21 protein-coding genes are annotated in these 26,498 nt (G+C 33.1%); 11 read left to right on the forward strand and 10 right to left on the reverse strand.

The annotated features are described in order from the left end of the window. Nucleotides 1–319: 319 nt before the first annotated feature. Nucleotides 320–1,015, reverse strand: a complete 696-nt coding sequence (locus tag ACFSSE_RS09525; RefSeq protein WP_379043696.1) for an NUDIX hydrolase — start codon at nucleotides 1,013–1,015, stop codon at nucleotides 320–322. A gap of 124 nt (nucleotides 1,016–1,139) precedes the next feature. On the opposite strand from ACFSSE_RS09525, the gene pfkA reads away from it, so the two are divergent. The 5 genes from pfkA (at nucleotide 1,140) to ACFSSE_RS09550 (ending at nucleotide 5,510) form a co-directional block, all read left to right on the forward strand. After that, nucleotides 1,140–2,120: a 6-phosphofructokinase gene (gene pfkA, locus ACFSSE_RS09530; protein WP_379043699.1), complete on the forward strand. Its 981-nt coding sequence runs from the start codon at nucleotides 1,140–1,142 to the stop codon at nucleotides 2,118–2,120. A 6-nt stretch (nucleotides 2,121–2,126) separates the two neighbouring features. Then, the gene (locus tag ACFSSE_RS09535; protein ID WP_379043702.1) at nucleotides 2,127–2,975 is read left to right on the forward strand and encodes a hypothetical protein; all 849 of its coding nucleotides are present in this window, start codon (nucleotides 2,127–2,129) and stop codon (nucleotides 2,973–2,975) included. Nucleotides 2,976–2,979: 4 nt separating this feature from the next. Then, entirely contained in the window at nucleotides 2,980–3,978 is a 999-nt protein-coding gene (gap, locus tag ACFSSE_RS09540) for a type I glyceraldehyde-3-phosphate dehydrogenase (RefSeq protein ID WP_379043705.1), read from the forward strand. Nucleotides 3,979–4,465: 487 nt separating this feature from the next. Next, nucleotides 4,466–5,293 (forward strand): formyltetrahydrofolate deformylase, encoded by an 828-nt coding sequence (gene purU, locus ACFSSE_RS09545; protein ID WP_379043708.1) that lies wholly within the window; start codon nucleotides 4,466–4,468, stop codon nucleotides 5,291–5,293. 58 nt (nucleotides 5,294–5,351) lie between these two features. Then, entirely contained in the window at nucleotides 5,352–5,510 is a 159-nt protein-coding gene (locus ACFSSE_RS09550; protein ID WP_379043712.1) for an IPT/TIG domain-containing protein, read from the forward strand. A gap of 594 nt (nucleotides 5,511–6,104) precedes the next feature. Here ACFSSE_RS09550 and ACFSSE_RS09555 read toward each other — a convergent pair. From ACFSSE_RS09555 to ccoN, 6 genes are all read right to left on the reverse strand, one after another. After that, nucleotides 6,105–6,860 (reverse strand): sulfite exporter TauE/SafE family protein, encoded by a 756-nt coding sequence (locus tag ACFSSE_RS09555; protein ID WP_379043715.1) that lies wholly within the window; start codon nucleotides 6,858–6,860, stop codon nucleotides 6,105–6,107. After that, entirely contained in the window at nucleotides 6,788–7,201 is a 414-nt protein-coding gene (locus ACFSSE_RS09560) for a FixH family protein (RefSeq protein ID WP_379043718.1), read from the reverse strand. The genes ACFSSE_RS09555 and ACFSSE_RS09560 overlap by 73 nt, the downstream gene beginning before the upstream one ends. A gap of 6 nt (nucleotides 7,202–7,207) precedes the next feature. Next, a complete protein-coding gene (ccoG, locus tag ACFSSE_RS09565) occupies nucleotides 7,208–8,596 on the reverse strand; it encodes a cytochrome c oxidase accessory protein CcoG (RefSeq protein WP_379043721.1) in 1,389 nt (462 codons plus the stop codon). 176 nt (nucleotides 8,597–8,772) lie between these two features. Then, complete coding sequence (locus ACFSSE_RS09570) at nucleotides 8,773–9,633, reverse strand: cbb3-type cytochrome c oxidase N-terminal domain-containing protein (RefSeq protein WP_379043724.1); 861 nt, start codon at nucleotides 9,631–9,633, stop codon at nucleotides 8,773–8,775. Then, nucleotides 9,630–9,824 (reverse strand): hypothetical protein, encoded by a 195-nt coding sequence (locus ACFSSE_RS09575; RefSeq protein ID WP_379043727.1) that lies wholly within the window; start codon nucleotides 9,822–9,824, stop codon nucleotides 9,630–9,632. The genes ACFSSE_RS09570 and ACFSSE_RS09575 overlap by 4 nt, the downstream gene beginning before the upstream one ends. A 4-nt stretch (nucleotides 9,825–9,828) precedes the next feature. Then, nucleotides 9,829–11,946: a cytochrome-c oxidase, cbb3-type subunit I gene (ccoN, locus tag ACFSSE_RS09580; protein WP_379043926.1), complete on the reverse strand. Its 2,118-nt coding sequence runs from the start codon at nucleotides 11,944–11,946 to the stop codon at nucleotides 9,829–9,831. A gap of 287 nt (nucleotides 11,947–12,233) precedes the next feature. Here ccoN and ACFSSE_RS09585 point away from each other — a divergent pair, with 287 nt between their 5' ends. Then, nucleotides 12,234–13,511 (forward strand): acetyl-CoA hydrolase/transferase family protein, encoded by a 1,278-nt coding sequence (locus ACFSSE_RS09585; protein ID WP_379043730.1) that lies wholly within the window; start codon nucleotides 12,234–12,236, stop codon nucleotides 13,509–13,511. A gap of 662 nt (nucleotides 13,512–14,173) precedes the next feature. Next, nucleotides 14,174–15,337: a beta-ketoacyl synthase N-terminal-like domain-containing protein gene (locus ACFSSE_RS09590; RefSeq protein WP_379043733.1), complete on the forward strand. Its 1,164-nt coding sequence runs from the start codon at nucleotides 14,174–14,176 to the stop codon at nucleotides 15,335–15,337. 315 nt (nucleotides 15,338–15,652) lie between these two features. Here ACFSSE_RS09590 and ACFSSE_RS09595 read toward each other — a convergent pair whose 3' ends face one another. From ACFSSE_RS09595 to ACFSSE_RS09605, 3 genes are read right to left on the reverse strand one after another with little or no spacing between them, the layout of a single operon-like run. After that, complete coding sequence (locus ACFSSE_RS09595; RefSeq protein WP_379043736.1) at nucleotides 15,653–15,841, reverse strand: hypothetical protein; 189 nt, start codon at nucleotides 15,839–15,841, stop codon at nucleotides 15,653–15,655. Between the two features lie 42 nt (nucleotides 15,842–15,883). Beyond that, a complete protein-coding gene (gene ccoS, locus ACFSSE_RS09600) occupies nucleotides 15,884–16,060 on the reverse strand; it encodes a cbb3-type cytochrome oxidase assembly protein CcoS (protein ID WP_379043739.1) in 177 nt (58 codons plus the stop codon). Continuing rightward, complete coding sequence (locus ACFSSE_RS09605; RefSeq protein ID WP_379043742.1) at nucleotides 16,057–18,444, reverse strand: heavy metal translocating P-type ATPase; 2,388 nt, start codon at nucleotides 18,442–18,444, stop codon at nucleotides 16,057–16,059. The genes ccoS and ACFSSE_RS09605 overlap by 4 nt, the downstream gene beginning before the upstream one ends. A gap of 318 nt (nucleotides 18,445–18,762) precedes the next feature. On the opposite strand from ACFSSE_RS09605, the gene ACFSSE_RS09610 reads away from it, so the two are divergent. From ACFSSE_RS09610 to cas1, 4 genes are all read left to right on the forward strand, one after another. Further along, nucleotides 18,763–19,875, forward strand: coding sequence for an acyltransferase family protein (locus ACFSSE_RS09610; protein WP_379043745.1), 1,113 nt, complete (start codon nucleotides 18,763–18,765; stop codon nucleotides 19,873–19,875). Nucleotides 19,876–20,303: 428 nt separating this feature from the next. Next, nucleotides 20,304–24,611 (forward strand): type II CRISPR RNA-guided endonuclease Cas9, encoded by a 4,308-nt coding sequence (cas9, locus tag ACFSSE_RS09615; protein ID WP_379043747.1) that lies wholly within the window; start codon nucleotides 20,304–20,306, stop codon nucleotides 24,609–24,611. A 223-nt stretch (nucleotides 24,612–24,834) separates the two neighbouring features. Further along, on the forward strand, nucleotides 24,835–25,461 hold the full coding sequence (locus tag ACFSSE_RS09620) for a transposase (RefSeq protein ID WP_379043750.1): 627 nt from the start codon (nucleotides 24,835–24,837) through the stop codon (nucleotides 25,459–25,461). A gap of 3 nt (nucleotides 25,462–25,464) precedes the next feature. Then, nucleotides 25,465–26,496 carry a type II CRISPR-associated endonuclease Cas1 gene (gene cas1 / locus ACFSSE_RS09625; RefSeq protein ID WP_379043753.1) on the forward strand — a complete coding sequence of 344 codons (1,032 nt, stop codon included), beginning with the start codon at nucleotides 25,465–25,467 and terminating at the stop codon, nucleotides 26,494–26,496. Nucleotides 26,497–26,498 lie beyond the last annotated feature (2 nt).

The raw sequence follows: 26,498 nt of genomic DNA on the forward strand, positions 1-26,498 counted from the left end.
GCACAGCCTTTCCTGCCCTCATGCCGGGCAGTGGCAGATACTTTTTTTCCGCAAAAAAGTATCCAAAAAACTCTCGCCTATGCCTGATGCTATAAATGGAAGTGCCCATATTTCTTCAACTATTCCGCACCAGCCAAAGGCGAATTTTAAGGTGATTAATGTTTCTGCTATAATTAAAAATGGGAAATTTCAAACCTTAAAAATCGGAACTAAGCTAAAACCCTTTCTAAAAAAACACATCCATTTCTATAAATGAAACTCCAAAAAAAAAGACCGATTAAAATAATCAGTCTTTCTTTAAAATAGTTTACATAAAGAACTATTTAGTAAAAGAAAGTTCTTTATGGAAATTCTTAGCGTATTTACGCTTGTCAAATTTATAAAGTTTGGCAGCTCTATATGAAACCCCTTTTTGCTTTTCATCTAGTTCTCTTAAGATATCATAAGACAACATCTTCTTTCTAAAATTCCTTTTATCTAGTTTTTTGTTTAAAATAACTTCATACACATTTTGTAATTGTGTTAAGGTAAATTTTTCTGGCAACAGCTCAAAAGCAATAGGCTGGTAGCTTATTTTATTTCTTATTTTTTCAAAACCTTTCCTAAAAATTCTGCTGTGGTCAAATGCTAGTTCTGGAATATCTTTTACGTTTACCCATACTGCTTGTTTTGCAAAATTTGTAATTGGATGCAAATCTTTTTGCCCATTCAACCTAATTAGAGCGTAATATGCAACAGTAATTACCCTCCCTTGAGGGTGTCTTCCTAAAGCCCCGAAGGTGTAAAATTGCTCCATATAAATGTCTTTTAAACCTGTAGATTCGTAAAGAATTCGTTTAGCTGCAGTCTCAATCGCTTCTGTGTTTTCTACAAAATATCCTGGTAAAGCAAACCAACCTTTAAATGGTTCTTCATTTCTTTCAATCAATAAAATTTTCAGTTCTCCTTCGTCAAATCCAAAAATGATACAATCTACGGTGAAAATAGATTCGAAATTTAGCGGTAAATTTTCCAAGATATAAAGCTATAATTTAATTGTAATTTAACACAAAGTTGAAAAAAATAATCGACAAAAATTTGCTTAGTGTAAAAAATACACCTTATATTAGTAACTCCAAACTTTCGAACAATACAAATACATGTCAAAAATAAATAAAATAGCAGTTTTTACTTCAGGAGGAGATGCACCAGGAATGAACCCCTGTATTAGAGCAGTTGTAAGAACCGGCATTTATTATGGATTAAAAGTAGCAGGGATAAGGCAAGGATATCAAGGAATGATTGAGAACAACATCGTTGATATGGATAACCATTCTGTTAGCAATATCCTACAATTAGGCGGAACAATATTAAAAACAGCTCGTTGCCTAGAATTTAAAACCCCCGAGGGGATGCAAAAGGCTTATGATAACCTTAAAAAGAATAAAATTGATGCTTTAGTTGGCATTGGTGGCGATGGTACTTTTACTGGTCTTGAGCGTTTTTCTTCAAAATTTGATATTCCGGTAATTGGTGTGCCAGGCACCATTGATAACGATTTATACGGTTCTGATTATACTTTAGGGTTTGATACAGCAACAAATACAGTAATTGAAGCTATTGATAAAATTAGAGATACAGCAGAATCCCATGCTCGGTTATTTTTTGTAGAAGTAATGGGGCGTGATGCTGGCTGTATTGCTTTAAGAGCAGGTATAGCTGGTGGCGCAGAGGCCATCATGTTACCAGAAAAAGACACTAGCATTAAAGATTTAATTGCTACTTTGGCCGCAGGAGCTGCAAAAAACAAAACATCGGGAATTGTAATTGTTGCCGAAGGAGATAAAAATGGTGGTGCCTTTAATGTTGCTAAAAGAGTGAAAGAGGTTTTTAATTTTTACGATACCAAAGTAACCATATTGGGCCATTTGCAAAGAGGTGGTTCGCCTAGCAGTTTTGATAGGATTTTAGGAAGCCGAATGGGTTTTGCCGCTGTTAAGGCATTAATAGCAGGAGAGCATCGTAAAACAGTTGGTTTAAGAGGGAATGAAATTGTTTTAACCGATATTGTTGAAGCATTAAATGGGCATGAATTTAAGTTAGAAGACGATTTAATGGAAATGTCAACTATATTAGCATAATTTTTAATGATAGCAGTAGTTTACAGTGGTTCAAGATATTCTAATTGGCGTTTAACCGAAAAGAAAGAGGTTATTGAGGTGCGTACCAATGGTATCAATCCTTTCTTTAACGATGAAAAATGGATTATCCAACTGTTAAACAAAAACACTAAGCTCATTAACAATGCAGAAGCCATCAAAAAAATATATTTTTTTGGTGCTGGTGCGTCTTCTAAAGAAAGAAATCTAATCATTCATAATGCTTTATCAAAGTTTTTTAGGTACAGTAAAGTATATGTTTCCCATGATATGGATGCAGCCGCAAAAGCGTCTTCTGATGATAAACCCGGCGTTGTTTGTATTATAGGAAGTGGTTCTAACGCTAGCTTTTTTGATGGAAAAAAAATAATAGAAAATAGTTATGGTTTAGGGTACGCCATTAGTGATGAAGGATCTGCTACTTGGATGGGTAAAGCCATTTTAAAAGCATACCTAAGCGACACCATGCCAGCCGATATAAAGGCAGCTTTTGAAAAAAAATATGACTATGATAGGCGCACCATCATGGATAAGCTCTATAAGTTGCCACATCCAAACATATTCTTAACCTCTTTTACAAGTTTTTATAATGAAAACAGAACTTCGCCTTATATTAAAGGATTAATTAAAGAAGGCTTTGGATTATTTATGGATACTTATCTTATCCCGCTTCATCAAAGCTATGGTGGTAAACACCCTATCTACTTTGTAGGTACAATTGCTGCGTTTTTTCAAGATTATTTGAGAGAAGTTGCAGAAGAAAAAAATATTAACATTAGTTCGGTTATAAAAGAACCTATTTATAATTTATTAAATTATTACGCAAATAAAAATTAACAAAATGAAAATTGGAATCAACGGCTTTGGCCGTATCGGAAGATTAGCTTTTAGAGCTGCCGTAACAAGAAAAGATATTGAAGTTGTTGGAATAAATGATTTGGTTGAACCAGATTATATGGCTTACATGTTAAAATACGATTCTACACATGGTATTTTTGATGGTACTGTAGAAGTGAAAGACGGTAACTTAGTAGTAAACGGAAAAACTATCCGCGTAACTGCAGAAAGAGACCCAGCTAACTTAAAATGGGATGAGATTGGTGCAGAATATATTATAGAATCAACAGGTTTATTTTTAACCCAAGAAACAGCTCAAAAACACATTGATGCTGGTGCTAAAAAAGTAGTAATGAGTGCGCCTGCAAAGGATGATACCCCTACTTTTGTAATGGGTGTAAACCACAAAACATTAACTGCAGATCAAAATATCGTTTCTAACGCATCTTGTACTACTAACTGTTTAGCTCCAATAACTAAAGTTTTAATGGATAACTTTGGTATTATTGAAGGCTTAATGACTACTGTACACGCAACAACTGCTACTCAAAAAACAGTTGATGGTCCGTCTGCAAAAGACTGGAGAGGTGGACGTGGTGCTGCACAAAACATTATTCCTTCTTCTACTGGTGCTGCAAAAGCGGTAGGATTAGTGATTCCCGCAATTAAAGGAAAATTAACTGGTATGGCTTTCCGTGTACCAACTCCAGATGTTTCTGTTGTTGATTTAACCGTACGTTTAGAAAAACCAGCTACTTATGAGCAAATCAAAAAAGCAATGAAAGATGCTTCTGAAGGTGAGTTAAAAGGTATTTTAGGTTATACTGAAGATGCTGTTGTTTCTACAGATTTCTTAGGAGACGCTCGTACTTCTATCTTTGATGCTGATGCTGGTATTGCATTGAACGATAACTTTGTAAAGGTTGTTGCTTGGTACGATAACGAGTGGGGATATTCTAACAAAATCATCGATTTATTACAACACATGGCTACAGTTAAGTAGTTTTAAAAATAGTTATAAAAGAAGAGGTTGTCTTATTCATTTAAGGCAACCTTTTTTTATAAATTAGATTTTTTGGGCATATTATCCGCTGGCAGGTGGATTACACTATATCTTTATAATTGCCGTCCTTCGACTCCGCTACCATTGACGTTATTTATAATCACCTATTAATTAGGTTGCTAAAAGCAGAGCCGTTTTGTCCTGCTGAGCGGAGTCGAAGCATAAGTCCCTTCGCTCCCCTTCGACTCCGCTCAGGGTGACTCCCCCCTTGTGTTGTTGCCAAATCATGAGTTTTATCGTCATTCTATATTGATTTATATGAAATATATTAGGCCTCAGGAGGACAAATAAAATGGATGTCGTTACAACCGTTTATCCAAAGCGTTATATCGACCTTACCCCTAAACACAAATTATCAAAAACAATCTCCCTCATTTCTGAAATAAACAATATATTAGCCCTCAGTAACATCATAAAATAATAAGCTTTGGTAATTGTAATACAGTGTACAGATGAGGTTGGTTTAGTATCTATCATTTCATCTGTTTTAGCAAAAGGAGGATATAATATTGTATCTATGCGAGAGCATGTTGATGTAATAGCAAATCAATTTTTTGCAAGATTAGTGGTAAACAGCATCCTGAATCCTGAAGAAATTGAAGAAGAATTATTGCGTGTTTTACCACAAAATGCCGTAGTACATGTAAACCCACAGCCCGAAAAAAACATCGTAGTTTTAGTAACCAAAGAATACCACTGTTTAAGCGATATTTTAACACGTAACCATTTTAAAACTTTGGGCGCAAATGTAAGTTGCATTATAGGCAATCATCCCGATTTGGAAAACATATCGCAAAGGTTTCAAATTCCTTTTCATTTTATAAACCATCATGAAAAAACCAAAGAGGTTTTTGAAGAAGAATTGAAAGCCATTGTAAAACCCTACAAACCTGACTATTTAATTTTAGCAAAATTTATGCGCATTCTTTCGCCAAGTTTTGTTAGCAGTTTCCCACTGCAAATTATTAATATACACCACTCCTTTTTACCCGCTTTTATAGGTGCTAACCCCTATAAACAAGCATTTGAACGTGGCGTAAAAATTATTGGTGCAACGGCTCATTTTGTAACTAACGATTTAGATGAAGGCCCAATTATTACTCAAAAAATAACACCTGTTAACCACAGTTTTGGCTTAAAAGATTTAGTGAGAGCTGGCAGAGAGAATGAAACAGCTGCCTTGGCAAAAGCAATGCAATTGGTTTTTGAAGATAGGGTGTTTGTTTATAACAATAAAACAGTGGTTTTTGATTAATTATGGTCAATTTTTTTTCTTCAATACCAGCATACCTTCTTTCATTTATAACAATACCGTGAAATTTGGAACTATAAGCACTACTGTTTTAACAGCAACAAGCAATAGAATTACGGTAGCAGTTCCTTCAAATATTACTCCCTCTGCTATGAAAATTAGCGTTACTGTTAACGGACAAACCATTACCGCAACAGATAATTTTACGATTACCAATTAGGGATTGGTTAATTTTGTTTAGAAAGCAGCACTCTTGATGAAGGGGTGCTATTTTATTTGTGTTATTTTTGGATTCAGTCCAAGCAGGGTTTCTCTTTTCTGAGAACCCTGCGTTTTGCGTTAACGATTGAAATGGCATCCTTTTTATTATCATCCTGAGCGAAGTTGAAGGAAGGCAATAAAAAGATATAATGGAAAGCGTGTATAAACGCCCAAATTAAATTAACAATGATTTACATCTCTTATTTAATAATCTCTAACACAAATGCATCTTCTAAACCAACAGATGGCTTACTTCCTCGCCATGATACAAATAAGAACATTACATGTGCATTTTTTTTTGCAAATATATTTTTCTAAGATATAAGAGCTTGTTTAAAATTTATCTAATAATTTGCTTATACTTATTTTTGGCTACAACTTCGTTAAATTTTTCGATACATTTTTTTTTTAAAAGGAACTCTAGAGTGCTAAAGCAGTTTTCAAGACAGCTTCCGGCTATCTCTACAAAATTTGTCTCCTTTCCCTCAAAAATAATCTATAAACATTTTTACAATACAAATTTAAACAGACGCTAGTTTTCAACAAAAAACTATCAATGACAAATAACCGTTTCAGAAGATATTTTAGGACTTAGATAAGGGATATCTAAATTTAAGCCTCTAACTATAAACCACAAACCCAAACACAGCGTAAGGTAGGGTAAAAATAAATTGATTTTTTGCCTAAATACAGGTTTACTAAAGTTTACACCCAACATTGCCAGCAACATTAAAGGAGTAGTACCTAAACCAAAAACAAACATAAACAAAGCCGATTGATAAGCACTATTGGTATTTATTGCGGTTGCCAGGCCTAAATAAACAAAACCACATGGCAAAAAACCATTTAACAAGCCTAAATAAAAATGACCAGCTTTACGGTTAATGGCATTTGCAATTACTTTATTAATAAACCTATTAAATAGGTTTGGTTGGTAATTTTCTTTTTTACTATACTTAATAATTTGGGGCAAAACCGCTAAAACAATTAAAACCCCGCTTAAAATACTTATGGCTTGTTGTGCACCAGCAAGCCATAATTGTTTGCCTAATAAACCAATTAATAAGCCTAAAAAAGCGTAAGAAATTGCTCGCCCAACGTTATAAGATATTTTTTTTAATACAACTAGCCATGTACTTTCTGCTTGTTGCGGAAAAGCAAAAGCTAGAGGCCCACACATGCCAACACAGTGAAAGCTGCCTAATAATCCAATCACAAATGCGAGTTGGATATGGCTCATGGCATAAATAAATTGGTATAAAACAAGTAATTCTTTTGGTTGGCGCTCCAATTCATAACCATTTTCCATTCGCCTTTTTCAAAATTAGTTTTAGGTATTTGTACCACACTATCTTTAAAAGTGAAAACTTGATCTTTTAATTGGCTTGATGGGCGTTTAAATGCTACAACACCACTATCAACTGCATTAAAACGGATGCTTACATAATCATCATTTTGCGATACAGTGGGCTCAACTTTATCATTAATTACATTTTGTTTTAAATCATATTCTTTATCATAAGCTAAACCTTTTTCGTAATAATCTTTATCAAAATTATCCTCGGCACTGCTAAACATTTTTACCACCAAAACGGAAATAAAAATCATAAATGCTGCTAAAAAAATTACTAAACCTTTTCCCCAATTCATATTATATTAATTTACAGGACCTAAAAAATTTGTTTCTATATGGTCTATTATTTCACCATCTATTTTCACCAAAAGCTTAATATTAGTTTTGGTTTTAACAATGCTTTTTTGCGGTAACATTACAAAAAATGTAACTTTTACAGTCTCTTCTTTTTCAATTTTATCTACGGCTTGTATCCATTTAATTTTGGCATCTTTATCTTCCGATTCAAAATCAACTTTTATAGCTTTTGATGTTTTGTTAACCAGTTCTGCCGTGTATAAATTACTCACATAACCATTTGGTTGTTCTTGATATAAAGTGCCAGAAGCTCTTAAAATGGTAACATCAATATCTTTTCTGCTTAAAATAAAATAGGTTGAAATTGCCATCATTAATACGATGACAATGCTGTAAGCTTTCATCCTAAGCGTAAATTTAGGCTGTTCATTATTCTTTATCATTTCTTCAGAATAATAACCAATTAAATTTCTTGGACGATTAATTTTATCCATCACCTGGTTGCATGCATCAATACAAGCGGTACAATTAACACACTCTAGTTGTGTTCCCTCTCTAATATCTATCCCAGTAGGACAAACAGCCACGCATAAATTACAATCTACACAGTCGCCTAAAGGCTCAGGGTTAACTTCGCTTTTTTTAATTCTACCTCTTGGTTCGCCACGTAAATAATGATACGCAACAATTAATGAGTTTTTATCTAATAAAACGCCTTGCAACCTTCCGTAAGGGCAAGCAACTATACATACCAACTCTCTAAAATGAGCAAATACCCAATAAAAAGCAGCCGTAAAAACCCAGATGCTTACAAAACCAGTTAAATGCTGCTGAATGGGTTCAGTCATGATTTTCCAAAGCTCATCTGTACCAATAATGTAAGCTAAAAATGTATTGGCAATAAAGAAGGAAATTAAAATATAAAGAAAATGCTTGGTGGTTTTTTTTATGATTTTATCTTGATTCCAAGGGCTATTATCTAACTTTTTACGGGCAGCAGGTTCACCTTCTATCCAAATTTCTAATTTGCGGAAAACCATCTCTAAAAATATAGTTTGAGGGCAAATCCATCCACAAAAAATACGACCAAAAGCACTTGTAAATAAAACAATAGCAACTAAGCCAGTTAACATCAATAAAACGATGATAAAAAAATCTTGTGGCCAAAAAACCTGCCCAAACAAAATGAATTTTCTTTCGATGATATTGAATAAAATAAATTGGTTTCCGTTAATTTTTAAATAAGGCGCACCAAATAAAAATACCAAAAGAACATAACTTACAACACTTCTGTACTTGTACCAATCTCCAACCCTAATTAATGGATAAAGCCACCTACGTTTCCCTTTTTCATCTACAGTTTGGTGGTGATATTTAATTTCTTGATCTGACATAATTTTGGTCTCACCCCAACCCTCTCCAAAGAAGAGGGAGCTACCTGATAACGGGAATGTTTAATTACTCTTCTATCTGTTTTATAAAATGATTTTATGCTACTTAAAATCACCTCACTCCTCTTAACCAATTTAGGGAAGTCCTTCTCCTCCGGAGAAGGATTTAGGATGAGGCCCTATTCCTTCTCCCCTTGCGGTGCTTTAGGGTTTGCCGGGTTTGTACCTTTTAAAGATTCTATATAATTAGATACATCCGAAATTTGCTTTGGTGAAAGCTGTTTTTCCCAACTAATCATCCCTTTTTCTGGTACGCCATATTTTATAGTTTTAAATACGTTATTAATTGATCCGCCATGTAACCAATATTCATCTGTTAAGTTTGGCCCAACGGTCCCTTCGCCGTTTGCACCGTGGCAAGCCACACAATTTTGTGCAAATAATGCTTTCCCGCTTTCTAAAACAGCAATATCTGTGTTAATTTTAACTGTTGTTTCATCAACTCTATCAGCAGATTGTGCTAAAAACGCTTCTTTTTCTTCAGCAGCAATTTTCATTTCTACAACATATTCCTCATCTTGTAATTTCCCTAATTTAAATACATGGAAATTAAGTAAATAAACAATTCCAAATACTACAGAACCATAAAACAACCAGTTAAACCAAGCTGGTATTGGGTTATCTAATTCTTGTATATCATCATAATCATGCATAATAAGTAACTCTTTCTCTTCTGCCAAAGGCCTTAAAGAAAGTACTTTTTGCCAAAATGTAATTTTTGGTACACCTGGTTTTATTACCAATTCGTAATTAGGATTGTTTACGGCTGCGGCTTCTTCTTTTGGTAACAGCAATTTTGCCATCGCTCCAAAAGCTCTAAGCAATACCAAACATACAATCAGAATTAAAAATAATGTAGCTATGATTGCACCTAAAGCAATGCCGTTCATAATTTCTGTAGTAGTTGCGGCAAAGGTTACGCTAACGCTGGTTAAAACAATTACTAAAACCAACGCTATTTTATTTTTTAAAAACCTCATAAGTTTGATGTGTTAAAATCCTGTTTTTCGTTTTCGTCATTTAATGGAATATCAGCCATATATTCTGTATAACTTTTTTTCATTCTTATTAAAGCAATGGTTGCCCCGATAAAAAAAAGTACGAATATCAATAAGGAGATCAGCATAAAAACTTCATCACCTTGTAGTGTTTTTACAAATTGCTTAAACATATCTTTAATTTTTATTTTTAATATCAGTACCTAATCTTTGCAAATAGGCTATAATGGCTATAATTTCTGTATCGCTACTTGCCTTAATTTTATTTTGTGCTAAATCATCAGCAATAAATTTTGCTTGTTTTGCCACATCTTCGTTGGCTATATCGGCATAATTAGCGGGGTAAGGAACACCTAAAGTTTGCATTGCTTTAATTTTTGCAGCTGTTGTACTGATGTCTAATTTTTGATCAATCAACCAATCGTAACTTGGCATAATACTACCCGGCGACATGGTGCGAGGATCTGTCATGTGGTTATAATGCCAAGCATTGCTGTATTTACCTCCTTGGCGGTGCAAATCTGGTCCGGTACGTTTACTTCCCCATAAAAATGGATAATCATATACAAACTCGCCGGCTTTACTGTAATCTCCGTAACGTTCTGTTTCTGAACGGAACGGACGAACTGTTTGCGAATGGCAGTTTACACAACCTTCACGTATGTATAAATCTCGGCCATGTAACTCTAACGGAGTGTAAGGTTTTACGCTTGCAATTGTTGGTACGTTAGAGCTTATAAAGAAAGTGGGTAACATTTCTACTAATCCGCCAATCAAAATAACAACTAAACTTAACACCAACATTACCATTGGTTTACGCTCAATTTTACGGTGCCAAAATTCTTTTTTACCTTCTTCGGCTTCTAATTTTGGTAATGGTAAAGCTTCAGCATATTCGTTTTCTACCAGTTTACCTGCTTTGGCTGTTTTAACTAAGTTATAAGCCATCACAATAACACCTATTAAATACATTGCACCACCAATAGAGCGCATAATGTACATTGGTAAAATTCTAATTAGCGTTTCTAAAAAATTAGAATATTTTAACAAACCCTCTGGCGTAAATTCTTTCCACATTAAACCTTGCGTAAACCCTGCCCAATACAGCGGAATTGCGTAAAATAGAATACCTAAAGTGCCTATCCAAAAGTGGAAAGAAGCTAATTTATTAGAATATAATTTGGTTTTATACATACGTGGTATTAACCAATACATCACACCAAAAGTTAAAAATCCATTCCAACCTAATGCCCCAACATGAACGTGAGCTACTATCCAATCTGTAAAGTGAGCAATTGCATTTACGCCTTTTAGCGAGAGCATCGGACCTTCAAAAGTAGCCATACCGTAAGCGGTTAAAGCAACCACCATAAATTTTAAAGTAACATCATCACGTACTTTGTCCCAAGCGCCACGTAAGGTTAATAAACCGTTTATCATACCACCCCAACTTGGTGCAATAAGCATGATAGAAAACGCAACCCCAACAGATTGTGCCCAACCCGGTAAAGAGGTATATAGTAAATGGTGAGGCCCCGCCCAGATATAAATAAAAATTAATGCCCAAAAGTGAAGAATACTTAAACGATAAGAATAAACCGGACGATTAGCCATTTTAGGTAAGAAGTAATACATCATCCCTAAATAAGGCGTAGTTAAGAAAAACGCTACAGCATTGTGCCCATACCACCATTGCACTAACGCATCTTGAACACCAGCGTATATATAATAACTTTTAAATGCAGAAATTGGTAACTGAGCAGAGTTTACAATATGTAAAACGGCTACGGTAACAAATGTGGCTATGTAAAACCAAATAGCAACATATAAATGTCTTTCTCTTCTTTTAATGATAGTACCAAACATATTAACACCAAATACTACCCAAATAACAGTAATTGCAATATCAATTGGCCATTCTAATTCGGCATATTCATGCGATGTTGTTAAACCTAAAGGCAAAGTGATTACTGCTGCAACAATGATTAATTGCCAACCCCAAAAATGTATTTTGCTCATTACATCACTATACATACGAGCTTTTAACAAACGTTGTAAAGAGTAGTAAACGCCCATAAATATGGCATTACCCACAAAAGCAAAAATTACGGCGTTGGTGTGTAAAGGCCTAATTCTACCAAAAGTTGTGTATTGGTTACCCAAGTTCATTTCCGGACTAAAAAGTTGAGTGGCTATTAGCAAGCCTACCGTCATACCAATTATTCCCCAAACTAATGTGGCAATAGCAAAATCTCTAACGATTTTGTTATCATAATAAAATTTATCTGTTTGCATCATATCTATTTGAATAGCATTTTTATTGTTACAAAAGTAAAGTTGACTGCATGACAATAGAATGACTTGAAGAGTACGAAAAAGTGATTTCTATCACTTTCTATATTTCAATCAATTTTAATTCTCTAAAACACATTAAAAACTTACTCTTTTTAGTTTTAGAACGCATCATTAAATAAATTAGCTTTTGCTAAACATTAACATATTGGATGATGTTAGTCATATATTTAGAAGTTTTAGTACGTTAAATTTGTTGCATTATTTATAACATTAAAAAGATAGTTTATATGGAATCCCTCAATTATATATCGGCAAGAGAAGCAGTTAAAATGGTAAAATCTGGCGACCGTGTTTTTATACATGGAAGCGCTGCAACACCAACACATATTATCCAAGCTTTGCAAAACCGCTATAAAGAATTAAAAAAAGTTGAATTAGTAAGCATCACCACCTTGGGGGATAGTAATTTTAACGATCCTAAATACAAAGAAAGTTTTTTCTTTAATTCCTTATTTGTTTCTGCAAACTCGAGAGCGATTGTTAATAGCCAAAATGGAGATTATGTTCCGGTTTTTTTAAGCGAAATACCATTACTTTTTAACGATGATTTTTTGCCTATTGATGTCGCCATTTTACAAGTATCAGAACCTGATATACATGGATATTGTACTTTAGGTACTTCTGTTGATATTGCCAAAGCAGCCTTAGATAATGCAAAAAAAGTAATAGCCCAAGTTAACCCAAATATGCCCCGTACGCATGGCGATGGATTTATACATTGCAGTAAATTTGAAGCCATGGTTTGGCAAAATTGTGCCTTACCAGAAGTTGATTATTCTACAAAAGGAAATGATATTATTACTGAAATTGGAAAAAACGTAACCTCTTTAATTGATGATGGTGCAACGCTACAATTGGGTATAGGTAGTATTCCCGATCAGGTTTTAAAGAATTTAGCAAATCATAAAAATTTAGGCTTACATACCGAAATGCTTTCTGACGGAGTGATTCCTTTAATTGAAAGTGGTGTAATTAACAATGTTAATAAGAAGCTAAATAGAGGTAAATCTGTTACATCTTTTATGGTAGGTACTAAAAAGCTATATGATTTTGTGGATGACAATCCATCTATAAGGGTGATGAACATTAATTATGTAAACGATACCTCAATTATCAGACAAAATCCGCAAGTTATTGCTATAAATAGTGCCATAGAAATTGATTTAACTGGGCAAGTTTGTGCAGATTCTATTGGAACGTTCCAATACTCTGGTATAGGTGGGCAAATGGATTTTATTAGAGGGGCGTCTTTATCGCCAGGTGGAAAACCAATTATAGCATTGCCCTCAGTAACAAGTAAAGGTATTTCTCGCATTACTCCGTTTTTAAAAGAAGGTGCTGGTGTGGTAACAACAAGAGGACATGTGCATTGGGTGGTTACCGAGTATGGCAAAGTAAATTTATTTGGTAAAAGTTTAAAACAAAGAGGTAAAGCTTTAATTGAGATTGCACATCCAGATCATAGAGAAAATTTGGAGAAAGCGTTTTATGAAAGATTTAAATAGTTTTGATTTTCAATCAGGTTTTTTTTAGGAAATCTGATTTATTGTGTCCAATCAGGTTCTCTCAAAGAGGAACCTGATTTTATTGGAATAAATGACTTTTAGTAAAACTGTATGAGTCTTCAAAATCTTTCCGCTCATTGCCGCGTGAGGCTATTTCTTTTTTCATATTTAACAGATTTTATAATTAGGCATTCAAGAGTGCTTCGCAATTTCAGAGGAAAAGAAACAACCCGAGCATTAGCGAACACATAAAAGCCTTTGAAACAAATTGAATAAACTCTCCGCTGCGCCTTTAACGACAGCTAGAATTAGTGAATTTAGAAGGATAGAATTGTGGATGAGAGAATGAGCTTTATTTGGTGGTGAGTTAATGAATTCGAGAGGTAAAGAATTTTAAATGAGTGAATGATGGAATTTTTGAACAATGAAAAAAACTGTTTTCCCAGCTCTGCAACCTCTGGGGGCTCTGTGGTTAAATTATTTCTCCCGCAGATTTCGCCGATTTACGCAGATTCATCACCATCCGACTCTGTGAACTCTTTGTGGTTAACCTTCATAAACTCTAAGGTTAAACCACGTACCATTAAAATAAAAAAAACATCCTCAGTTTTTAAACAAAAACCTAACTTCGCAACCTCTTACAATATTTGAACAGGTTTAAGATGAATTCGATTGAAATAGGTATTACAGGATGGGGAAGTATATCGGCTTTAGGTTTTGATAAAAAACTAATTTGGGAAAATTACTTAAATAGCAATCATTTATTTACCAAACAAAATATAAATGGAAAAGAGGAATGGATGGCTAAACTTAGCCAACAAAGTAATTTAGCCGTTAATAAAATTATTGAAGAAAAAAACGCTTACAGAAATTTAGACCCCAGTGTTTTATATGCAATATTTACAGCAAGAGAAGCCGTAAAACATTGTAACCATCCAATTGATACAGATTTAGGAATTAACATTGGTTCATCAAGAGGAGCCACTACCCTATTCGAAAATTACCATTCGCAGTTTTTAAGTAGCATACAAAATGAAACTTACGCTCAAGCTTCACCTTCTACAACTTTAGGAAACATTGCCAGTTGGGTAGCAACAGATTTAAACACTAACGGACCAGCAATTTCGCATTCTATTACTTGTAGTACGGCCTTACATGCCATCATTAACGCTTTTGTTTGGCTAAAATCTGGTTATGCAAATCACTTTTTAGCTGGCGGGTCTGAAGCGCCCTTAACGCCTTTTACAGTAGCGCAAATGAAGGCCTTAAAAATATATTCTAGCATAGAAGAAAGCTATCCTTGTAAAGCAATGGATTTAAGGAAGACGCAAAGTAGCATGATTTTAGGTGAAGGTGCTGCCAACTTTTTATTGAGTGCAAATGCAGAAAAACCCTTGGCTAAAATAACCGGAATTGGCTACGGAGTAGAAAGCATTAAAAACGGAGCATCCCTATCTGCCAATGCTGAGTGTATGCAAAAAGCCATGCAAAAAGCACTCACAAACCACGATATAAACAGTGTTGATGTAATTATACTACACTCGCCAGGAACATTATTAGGAGATATTGCCGAGATGAGAGCCATTGAAGCTGTATTTAAAACTGGTATCCCATTATTAACCTGCAACAAATGGAAAACCGGACATACTTTTGGCGCATCTGGTGCATTAAGTATTGAAATGGCTTTATTGATGTTACAACACAATCAATTTATTGCTCCGCCTTATATAGCACCACAAAAACAAACCAAAAACATCAAAAAAATAATGATTAACGCCGTAGGTTTTGGGGGAAATGCTGCAAGTGTTATTTTGGAAATAGACTAAAAAGCTGAAGGCTAAAGGCGAAAAGCTTAAAGCTTCTCATTTTAGGCTTTAGCACAAACTTTAATTACCGATAAATTCCGCCTTGGTGATTGCTGCAGTGATGGAGCAGTTAAAGCAAAACCTTTGTAGCAATCGGCGCAGCGGTGGCTTTTTTTGGTTACTTTTTTCAGCTACTGGAAAAAAGCAACTAACCCCCGCGGCAATGAGCGGGAAGATTTTAATAAAACCTAAATTCTTAAAAATAGAGTTATCATTAACCTGATTAGGTTATTATTTCACAAAGAAATCTTCTCATTTCAGGCTTTAGCACAAACTTTATTTACCGATAAATTCCGCCTTGGTGATTGCTGTAGTGATGGAGCAGTTAAAGCAAAACCTTTGTAGCAATCGGCGCAGCGGTGGCTTTTTTTGGTTACTTTTTTCAGCTACTGGAAAAAAGCAACTAACCCCCGCGGCAATGAGCGGGAAGATTTTAATAAAACCTAAACCTTTTGTAAATGCCATTATTTAATTCAATAAAGAGGATTTTATCAACAATCTCAATAATCAATCCTTCCTCTCCACCTCACTCCCATCTTCAACACAATCATCATCAAACAACATCCTTACAGAAGGGGTATATAAATCTTTATTTTGACCGCTATGATGCGCCCAAAAAAAAGCGCCTAAAAACAGGAGTGCTAAAACTACGCTACAGGCTATTAAAAAAAATATAATACTCATGATTTTAAATGGTGTTTTTTGGCTTGATAATGAGTGCCAATACTTGTAAATATAATGATAGTAACCGTACTTAAAGGCATTAAAATAGCAGCAATTAATGGCGATAACTTACCCTGTATTGCAAAGCTAATTCCAAGAATATTGTAACAAACGGAGATACAAAAAGAAAGATGAATTATTTTTACCGCACCTTTTGCAAAATTTAAAAAATTAGGCAATAAATGAAAAGTGTTGCCATCCAAAATAGCATCACTACCTGGTGTAAAGTTATTGATATTATCAGTTACTGCAATTCCGGCATCGCTTTGTTGCAATGCACCAGCATCGTTTAAACCATCACCAATCATTAAAACTTTTGCGTTTTGGCTTTGCTGTTTAGCTATAAAATCAAGCTTGTTTTGCGGACTTTGCTTAAACAATAAATGGCTCTCATTTTTAAAATAATTTTTAAGTAAAATACCATCTTGGTTACCATCGCCAGAAATGAGGTAAGTGCTGTATTGCTTGCCTAAATTTTCCATTAAACTGCCCAGTTGCGGACGTAGCTTTTGGTTAACTTTATAATATCCCAGGTATTGGTTATTAATTTGGATATGAACCTGAGGAAAATTACCCACTTTCACATCCTTACCTGTAACATAATTTGCCTTCCCTATTTTAACCTCTATACCATTACAAAAACCAGTAATTCCCTCACCAGCTATTTCTTTAAAATCGGTAACGGCTAAAGGATTGCTAACTTTAATAAATTCACAAATTTGCCTGCTTAACGGATGCGATGAGTTTTTACAAACACTAAAAACCATCAGTTGTTGTTGTAAATCCATTTGTCCAATAAATTCAACCGAATTATCTTGTGCCAAAGTTACTGTACCTGTTTTATCAAAAACTATGGTATCAATAGCCGCTAAATGTTCTACCACGTCGGTGTTTTTTAGGTAAAACTTATTTTTATCAAAAATACTTAAAGCAGCACTCATGGTAAAAGGAGTGCTTAAAGCCAATGCGCATGGGCAAGCTACAATCAATATCGCTGTAAAGGCATTTAAACCAGTTTGCCAACTAAAAGGTAACCAAAACAAAAATGTAAGTGTGGCTAATGTGAGTAAAACCACACTAAAATAATGGCTTACTTTATTTACAAAAGTTTTGGTTTTATTAGGGTTTGCTTTTTGAAAACTTTCGTTATTCCACAAACCAGTTAAGTAACTTTGTGAAACCGGTTTTATTACCTCTAACTCTAACGCTCCTGCCGTTTGCCTACCACCAGCATAAATAATTTCTCCCAAAACCTTTGCTACAGGTTTAGCTTCGCCAGTAACAAAACTAAAATCTATTAAAGCATTGCCATTTAATAGCATGGCATCAGCCGGAATTATTTCTTGGTTTTTAACCACAATTCTATCCCCTTCTTTAATATGTTCTAAAGCAATCGGACTAATTTTACCATCCTCGGCAATTACATCAACCGCTACCGGAAAAAACGAACGGTAATCACGCTCAAAAGAAAGGTGGTGATAAGTTTTTTGTTGTACAAATTTGCCAATCAGTAAAAAGAAAACCAAACCAGTTAAACTATCGGCAAAACCTTCTCCTAAATCAAAAACATAATCGGAAAGGGTTCTTAAAAACAAAACTGCAATACCTAAAGCCAAAGGGAAATCTATATTTAAAACACCTTGTTTTAAAGAATAAAAAGCCCTTTTAAAATAATCTATACCAGCGTATGCAGCCGCCGGAATACAAAACAATAAACCCAATAAACTAAAAAACCTACCGTAATGCGCATCGCCAACAGAAATACCAAAATACGCCGGAAAACTAAATAACATCACATTTCCAAAGCAAAAACCTGCCACGGCAATTTTAGGCATTAAATTATCTTTCTTTTGGGTACTATCATTTACCACATCTTGCAAGCTAATTAAGGGCTCGTATCCAATGCTTGCCAATAATTGCGCAACCTCTTGTAACGTGGTATGTTGTTGATTAAATTGAATATAAACCTGCTTTTTTAAAAAATCTACCCGGCTTTCAAAAACTCCATGATTAAGCGTATGCAAGTTCTCTAACAACCATATACAAGAACTGCAATGGATGCTTGGGATATAAAAAGTGATAATTGTTTTGTCTTTATCTTGATAGTTGATGAGTTTAGCGGCAATTTCTGCAACGTTTAAAAAAGCGAAATTATTGTTGTCTTTATTTTGAGTTGCCCCAGGGTGAGGATTTAATTTATAGTAATTTTTTAAGCTACCAACAGATAAAATACTGTAAACGTTTAAACAACCAGCACAGCAAAAACTCCTTTCGTCTTTTTGCAGCGGTTTAGAAATACAAATATCACCACAGTGAAAACATTGTTCTTGTACTAGAGTTGCCATAATGCAAATATCCTACTTTGTAAATATTTAATTATGATATTCCTAATTCCAAAAAGTGACTGAAATCACAAAATATAGCTTAAACAAATTAATCAATTATGTATCATTTTTTTGAGCTGCTAAAAACCAATTCTTCATTTACAACATTATTCTTAAACGTTATTTTTTTACTGTTAAACTTTAATTTGGCAAAATAAGTTTGTCATGATTAACGCAGGTTTAAATTTTATAATTTATAAAAAATTTTAGCATGTAAGGCAAATGATTAGTTTTACGTTTTAAACTTAAAATACGATAACAATTGAGTTTTAAAAACAAATGGTAAAAAGCAACAACAAGCTCTTTCAGCTTTTTTTTCCTCCTTTAACTATAAATTATCAGAATGCTAAAACCTATATTCCAGCTTTAGATGGTTTAAGAGGAATTGCCATTTTGCTGGTTATTCTTTTCCATACTTTTCATTTTATGTTTGGTTGGTGCGGTGTCGATTTATTTTTTATTCTTTCGGGCTTTTTAATTACCGGCAGTTTATTAGAAACCAGAGATGAACCTCATTATTTCAGAAATTTTTGGATCAAAAGAACCCTCCGTATCTTCCCGCTTTATTATTTAGTCCTTATTATTATTTTATTACCTAAGCAACTTTTCAATATAGAAACTATTAGCTATACATCATGGTCTTACTGGTTTTATGTACAAAATTGGGTGTACACTTTTAACGGAATTTTTCCGCATGGTAAAGCCACTTTAAACCATTTTTGGTCATTAGCAATTGAAGAACAATTTTATTTTTTATTTCCCTTTATCGTTAAATATTTGCCACGTAAAAGCCTTATAGGAATATTATTACTTTTCATAATTATTGCCATAGGTTTTAGGTATTATTTTTTTTCATTAAATAATATTGGTTATTATGTAGCTACAGTATCAAGGTTAGATGCTTTAAGTATAGGTGCAATGCTAGCTTATTTAGTACGCTATAACATTTCATTATTACAAAAGTTTACGCACCTTATTTTTTATAGCTCTTTAGCTTATATTGTGTTTGCAATTGTTATAAATCAAGATTTACACTTTAGCAACCCACATATCGCAACATTTGGATTAACAGCATTTGCCTTGTTTTTTGGCTGTATTTTAGTTTACGCTTTAGCCACTCCAAAAATCAGTTTCTTAAGTACAGTATTAAACAACAGTTCCCTAAAATTTATTGGCAAAATAGCTTATGGTCTTTACGTTTTTCATTGGATATTGTATGTTTTTATGAAACCGCCATTAGAAGAATTAATTTTTGAAACCATCCACCTCAGTGTTGCATCCAAAGTAATCACTTCCTCAATTGTGTTTATAGCATCTTTTACGCTGGCCTATTTATCGTATTATTATTTTGAAAAAAAGGTAATGGGTTTAAAAAGGGTTTGGGTGAACTAAATTAAATATTAGGTTTATATCCTTTATTTGGGCGTTTTAACACGCTATTCACTATAGTCCGCCAGCTGGCGGCGCTGTCGTTGCTATCGTTAACGCGAGAAATTATTGGTGGAAGGATTGGAATTTTCCAGAAAAAACAGAGATTCTCATAAAAAAACAAATATTGCTAACAATGTTTGGGCGAAAAAAGTATAAAAAAAAAAGAAGGCGAGTTGCCCCGCCTTAAATGTTTTCACAACGGAATAATCCTTATTGTGATTTGCTTTCGTATTCAAATGTAAATATTATTTTTTAATTACAAATACGGGAAACCGTAATCTTAAAATATATTTTCTATTTACCTTTATTTTCAAGAGATTCAGAAAAATAATTGATCAATTATTAAACTATTTTAAACGGAATTAAAAACACTCTCAAATATTATATTTATGAAAACAATTTTAGGACTTGATTTAGGGACGAATAGTATTGGTTGGGCTTTGGTTAACATAAATGACAAGAAAATTCTTGGAATGGGCTCACGTATTATTCCAATGGGTACTGACAAACAAGATTATGAAAAAGGAGTTGGAATTACGAAAAATGCTTCACGGAGAGAAAAGCGAAATATTCGAAAATTAAATAAACGTTATAAACTTCGTAGAAATAAACTACTCTTTGTATTGAATGAATTAGGAATGTTACCTGAGCAATTTCAATTTAAAAATGGTTTACCGGAAGCAAATAAAATTCAAACATTAGAATTGTTACCTATAAAAAAAGGAACAATGCAATTAGATTCTTTACAACATTACCAACTTAAAGCAAATGCTATAAGTAATTTAATTGGTTTAAAGGAATTTGGTAAAATATTGTATAATTTTAATCAACTACGTGGCTATGCTGGTGGAAATAATGAAGATGAATCAAAAAAGAAAGGTAAGGAAGAGGACGATGGAGAAGAAAACTGTAAAAAGAAAAGTTATGAAGTGATTAAAGAAAAAGTATTGATTAAAAGTGTTGAAAAATCAGAAGATACTTTTAAAGGAGGCAAGAATAAAAGCGAAACTTTTTTTAAATACAATATAACAATTGTTTTAAATGGGATAGAAATTGAGTGCTGGACTAAACTACAAAATTTAGAAGAAAAGAAGGATAAAGAAGAAGAATTAGAAATTAGAATTAAAAGGCCAAAAAAAGGTGATTCAACCTATGAGCTTGCTTTGCCGCAAAGGACAAATTGGAGAAAGCAAATGGAATCTTTCGAGGAAAGAATAAAAGATTCGGGTAATAGTGTAAGTCAAGAAGTTCTTAAAATATTAAAAGAAAATAAATGGACTAAAGTTAGAAATAGAGTTGTTCTTCGTCATAGGTATGAAGCCGAATTTGATTCTATTTGGGAAAGACAAGCTATAGAAAACGAATTTTTAAATAATTGTCCAAAAGAAAAGTTAGAAAAAATAGCAAATTATTTATTCCCTGGCAATAGTGAAACACAAACTAAACTAAGAAAAGAATCCATTGATGGTGGTTTGAAATACATAATTAAAGAACAAATTATTTATTATCAACGACCTTTGAAGTCACAAACTGACTTAATTAATAAATGTCAGTTTGAAAAAGATGAATCTGTTTTAGCTAATTCCCATCCTTTATTTCAAGAGTTCAGATGCTGGGATCAGATTAATAGGATGTATATTACTTCTAAGCAAGAAGTCTATAATGAGAAGAAAAAGAAAAATGTATTCCAGTATACCAACAGATTTTTGACACAAGAAGAAAAGCAAGAAATATACAGTAGGCTTCAAGTGCAAAAACAATTAGGTTACGGAGAGGTAAGAAAAATAATCCAATTAGAAGATGAGAAAGGAGAGTTTTTGAATGGTTTAAATTCAAAAGCAAAGTTAAAGGGCTGTGATACTCTAATCTCAATTAAAAAAGTATTAGGAGAAAACTTTGTAATTAATAACGATATAATCATAAGTCTTTGGAACACCATTTTTGAGAATGCTAATAATGGTAATGAATATGACCCAAAAAGCGTAAAAGTATCGTCAATAAAGGAGGTCTTAAAACCACTTATGAATGACTTACTTGCCACAGAATTAGCATTAAAGTTTGCTCAAAATGTTAAGTTTCCTAGAAAATATGCAAGTCTCTCTGAAAAGGCTATTCTAAATATTCTACCTTTAATGCAATTATATCCAACTGAAATTTCCGAATCCTTAAAAGCAAAATTTCATCTTATTGAAACGGGTGAGGTATCCGAAGAATTTCCTTTTGAAAATTTAGAAGATTATGTCGTAAACTTTATACAAAGTAATTATAATGCACTCCAAACTGGTGGGTTAATGTACTCTCTTGCTGCATCTCTTGTTTATGGAAAACATACAAAGGCCGCAATAAATAAAGAAATCACCAATTATCACGATATTAACTATGTAAATAGAAATTTAAGAAATTCAATTGTTGAGCAAATTTCTAATGAAACAATGCAAGTGGTAAAAGCTATTTGGAAAGAATACAATTTTAATCCAGAAGAGTTAGAAATACGGATTGAATTGGCAAGAGATTTAAAAAATAGTGCGGTAGAGAGAGAGAAAATTTATAAAGGGCAAATCAATAATCAAAAAATTAATGAAACAATCAAAAAACGTTTGATTGAATTGAAGCAAGATCCAACACAAGGCAACATTGAATTATACAAAATCTGGAGCCGCCAAAATAAAGAAGAATACCCAAAACAATCTAAAGAACCTACCCTAGAAGAAATACAAAAATTAAGACTATGGGAAGAGCAAAAATGTATCTCTCCATATACCCTAAAGCCGATTCCATTATCCAAATTATTCTCACTAGATCGTCTTTATGATATTGACCACATCGTACCAAAATCAAGATATTTTGATGATTCTGTTTCTAATAAAGTAGTTTGTGAAACCAACATCAATGAAGAAAAAAGTAATAGAACCGCGTGGGAATATATTTCACAACAAAATTCAGCATTTGATATTTGTACAATAGAAAATTACTTAAGCCACATTGAAAGTATATTTTATGGCAAAAAGAAAAAGAATCTTTTGCTGGAAAAAATACCAACAAATCCAGTAGAACGACAAATAAAAGATACACAGTATATTTCCGTAGCTGTTAAAAATGAATTGGCAAAAATCGTTGGTAGCGATAATGTCAAAACAAGTACAGGAGAAGTAACCAGTTTTTTAAGAAGTAGGTGGGGATTGAAAAAGCTTTTTATGGAATTAACAGAAAGCCGTTTCAAGCAAATGGAATTATGGGATTTGAATAAAGAAACAGGAATGCCAAACACCGAATGGATAAATAAGTATTATGATAAAGAAAAACAAAAACATATTTATGAAATTAAAAACTGGAGTAAACGTTTTGACCATCGCCACCATTCAATTGATGCTTTAGTAGTAGCATTAACTAACCAAAGTCATATTCAAAGACTTAATAATCTCAATAAGTATCTTCAGGATGAATTAACTAAGCGAAAAGACGAGTTTAATATTCAAATAAAAGAAGACGAAAGTATCATTGAGGCATTTTTTAACATGGAAAAAACAAGAAGAGAAGAAATACAAAAAAAAATAGAAAGTTCAAGATATTTTGAAAAACCTTTTGATGATATAGTAATACAGGCTAAAGAGCAGCTGGAGAAGATGATAATTTCTCATAAACCAAAAGATAAGTTAGGAATTAAAGTTGATGAAGAAACAGGCAAAAAACAATTAAAAATAAGAGCATCTCTACATCAAGAAACTTATTATGGAAAATCATTAGATCCTAAGACGAACAAAGTAAGAGATACTAAAACAATTGGACTTTCCTCTCTAGGAGCTAAAGATATTCCCCAAATATTAGATGAGGTATTAAAAAATGAAATTGACAATCATAGAAAAAAATATGAATCAATTAAGGAAGCTTTTACTGGAGAGGGAATGATAGCCTTTAACGAAAATAGATTTCAAACTAAAAAACCAACTGAACTAAAACCACCAGTTTTTAAAGTTAAAGTTTGGTATACCACTAAAGAAACGGCAACAAGTACTTTACAAAGGCTTTATGAAAACAATATTAAGAAGGGAGTGATTACCGGAGATAATTATTTGTTTTTAATAATGGAGAAGAATAGAAAAAGAGTATTTGATATTGCAACATTATTTGATTCTGCTGATATAGCTAAAGAATCATTGAAAGAAAATGATACAAATTACAGAAACAAAATTGCAGAATATTATAGGCTAAAGCATAAGGAAAAGCCAGATAAGGTTTTATTTACCCTACAACAAAATGATTTGGTATATCTACCTGAAATTGAAGATCCTATTTTGAATTTCACTACAGATGAGTTTAAGGAATGGATTTATTTAAATGAAAATAAAACTAAGTTTAGTAAAAGGATTTATAAAGTAGTAAAGTTTACAGGAAAAGATTGTTTTTTTATCCCTCATAATTATTCTATGCCGATTAGTATTCCAAAAGATTTAACAGAGGAGCAGAGAAAGAATTTGAAAGAACTATATAAAGATAAAAGTATCCCGAAACAAGAATTGAATTATAAAGAATTTGGGTCTTTTGATTCAAGTACTAAAACGGAAGTAAATGAAAATTTTGTAAAAGAAATAATTCTAAAGAAAGAATTTGCTGGTCAGAAGAATCTTAAAATACAAGATAGTTGTATTAAAATTCAAACAGATTGGTTAGGCAATATTAAATTAATCAGTAGAGAATAGAATAATTATAAATTATGAGTAAAACCTTTCTAAAATGAACTACTACAACTTTATCAAAAATATGATTGCAGTAATTGTGGTTAGTGCTTTACCGTTACATAATTACCAATTACTAAAAAATAATTTTTTGTAGTGACAAGAGAAGTAATAAATAGCATTTAAAACATTATCAAAGTTCGAATTAACCATTTAGGTAAAATCACAAAAATAGGAGAATAGTAAAATGGAAGCGCTTGAAACTGGTCAATATTACCACATTTACAACCACGCCAATGGTGATGATAACCTATTTCGGGAAGCTAAAAATTATCCTTTTTTCTTACAGAAATATCAGCAGCATATCAACCCCATAGCCAAAACCATCGCTTGGTGTTTGATGCCTAACCATTTCCATCTGCTGGTTAAAATAAAAGATGAAGTAGCTTTAAAACAAGATTTTCCAAAGTTTAAAACTGTGGAAAATCTAACTAACGAAGAAAGACAACTAAAATTTTCTAATTTATTATCTAAACAGTTTTCTAATTTTTTTAGTTCCTATTCGCAATCGTTTAACAAAGTTTATCAACGTAGAGGATCTTTATTTTTAAAGAATTTTAAAAGAAAATTAATCGATAACGAAGCTTATCTCCATCAATTAATTATTTATATCCATACAAATCCCATCAAACATGGTTTTACAAGTCACCTTTTAGATTGGGAATGGACATCTTACTCCACTTTTAATCAAAATTACCCCCTTTTAATAACCGAACTATTTGGCGAGGAAAATAACTACCATCAAATCCATTTAGAAAAACTCAAATATTTTAAGGAGTATGCTAAAATAGAGGAGCATATTTTAAACGCCTAAAACATGATTAAAAGGACGCTCTATTTCAGTAACCCTGCCTATCTGAGTTTAAAAAATCAACAATTACAGATAGACCTACCTCATTTAAAAAGCTTAGGAGAAAAAGAAAGTAAGAAAAACATCCCTATAGAAGATATTGGAATTGTGATTTTAGATCATCAACAAATTACCATCACTCATGGCTGTATGGCGGCTTTATTAGCCAATAATGTAGCTTTAATTACTTGTAATCATACCCATCATCCGGTAGGCTTATTGCTTCCACTTGATGGACATCATACCCAAAGCGAAAGATATAAATACCAAATAGAAGCATCGCAACCTTTAAAAAAACAGCTTTGGCAACAAACCATTCAAGCTAAAATATTAAACCAAGCAGCCGTATTATTTAATAGAGGGATTGCATGCGATAACATGTTACATTGGGCAAAATCGGTAAAAAGTGGCGACCCTGATAATTATGAAGGTAGAGCGGCAGCTTATTATTGGAAAAACGTATTCCCCAAAAAGTTAGATTTTTTTAGAGGACGAGATGGCGACCCTCCTAACAATCTCCTCAATTATGGCTATGCCATTTTAAGAGCTATTGTGGCTCGCGGAATTGTTTCTTCTGGCTTAATCCCTACCTTAGGCATCCATCATAAAAATAAATACAATGCCTACTGCTTGGCAGATGATGTGATGGAACCTTACCGGCCTTTTGTAGATCAAATTGTTTTGAAAATTATCGACAATGGTGAGAACTTCTTAGAGCTATCTTCTGCTATAAAAAGCCAATTATTAAACATTGCAAGTGTTGATGTTAGTTTTGAACGAGGAACAAGCCCTTTAATGGTAGGTGTGCAATATACTACAGCATCATTAGCTAAATGTTATGAGGGAACTCTAAGAAAAATCAATTATCCGGTACTTAAAGATTTTGAAGCCAAAAAAGTAAAACTTTACAAAACCGAAAATGATATAAATATTGCTGCTGAAGAAGAAATAAAATTGAGCAAGCCCAAAACAATTGATGATGAGCCATTGCCTTTTTAAAT

This window comes from Pedobacter alpinus (assembly GCF_042684645.1).
Lineage (GTDB): Bacteria > Bacteroidota > Bacteroidia > Sphingobacteriales > Sphingobacteriaceae > Pseudopedobacter > Pseudopedobacter alpinus.

What these genes read in the sequence shown, in the direction of transcription:
- ACFSSE_RS09605 (WP_379043742.1), bottom strand. Translation starts at nt 18,444, where the DNA reads ATGGCAACTCTAGTACAAGAACAATGTTTTCACTGTGGTGATATTTGT.
- ACFSSE_RS09590 (WP_379043733.1), top strand. Translation starts at nt 14,174, where the DNA reads ATGAATTCGATTGAAATAGGTATTACAGGATGGGGAAGTATATCGGCT.
- ACFSSE_RS09575 (WP_379043727.1), bottom strand. Translation starts at nt 9,824, where the DNA reads ATGTTTAAGCAATTTGTAAAAACACTACAAGGTGATGAAGTTTTTATG.
- ACFSSE_RS09595 (WP_379043736.1), bottom strand. Translation starts at nt 15,841, where the DNA reads ATGGCATTTACAAAAGGTTTAGGTTTTATTAAAATCTTCCCGCTCATT.
- cas9 (WP_379043747.1), top strand. Translation starts at nt 20,304, where the DNA reads ATGAAAACAATTTTAGGACTTGATTTAGGGACGAATAGTATTGGTTGG.
- ccoS (WP_379043739.1), bottom strand. Translation starts at nt 16,060, where the DNA reads ATGAGTATTATATTTTTTTTAATAGCCTGTAGCGTAGTTTTAGCACTC.
- gap (WP_379043705.1), top strand. Translation starts at nt 2,980, where the DNA reads ATGAAAATTGGAATCAACGGCTTTGGCCGTATCGGAAGATTAGCTTTT.
- ACFSSE_RS09555 (WP_379043715.1), bottom strand. Translation starts at nt 6,860, where the DNA reads ATGGAAAATGGTTATGAATTGGAGCGCCAACCAAAAGAATTACTTGTT.
- pfkA (WP_379043699.1), top strand. Translation starts at nt 1,140, where the DNA reads ATGTCAAAAATAAATAAAATAGCAGTTTTTACTTCAGGAGGAGATGCA.
- ACFSSE_RS09610 (WP_379043745.1), top strand. Translation starts at nt 18,763, where the DNA reads ATGGTAAAAAGCAACAACAAGCTCTTTCAGCTTTTTTTTCCTCCTTTA.
- ACFSSE_RS09560 (WP_379043718.1), bottom strand. Translation starts at nt 7,201, where the DNA reads ATGAATTGGGGAAAAGGTTTAGTAATTTTTTTAGCAGCATTTATGATT.
- ACFSSE_RS09585 (WP_379043730.1), top strand. Translation starts at nt 12,234, where the DNA reads ATGGAATCCCTCAATTATATATCGGCAAGAGAAGCAGTTAAAATGGTA.
- ACFSSE_RS09620 (WP_379043750.1), top strand. Translation starts at nt 24,835, where the DNA reads ATGGAAGCGCTTGAAACTGGTCAATATTACCACATTTACAACCACGCC.
- ccoG (WP_379043721.1), bottom strand. Translation starts at nt 8,596, where the DNA reads ATGTCAGATCAAGAAATTAAATATCACCACCAAACTGTAGATGAAAAA.
- ACFSSE_RS09535 (WP_379043702.1), top strand. Translation starts at nt 2,127, where the DNA reads ATGATAGCAGTAGTTTACAGTGGTTCAAGATATTCTAATTGGCGTTTA.
- cas1 (WP_379043753.1), top strand. Translation starts at nt 25,465, where the DNA reads ATGATTAAAAGGACGCTCTATTTCAGTAACCCTGCCTATCTGAGTTTA.
- ACFSSE_RS09570 (WP_379043724.1), bottom strand. Translation starts at nt 9,633, where the DNA reads ATGAGGTTTTTAAAAAATAAAATAGCGTTGGTTTTAGTAATTGTTTTA.
- ccoN (WP_379043926.1), bottom strand. Translation starts at nt 11,946, where the DNA reads ATGCAAACAGATAAATTTTATTATGATAACAAAATCGTTAGAGATTTT.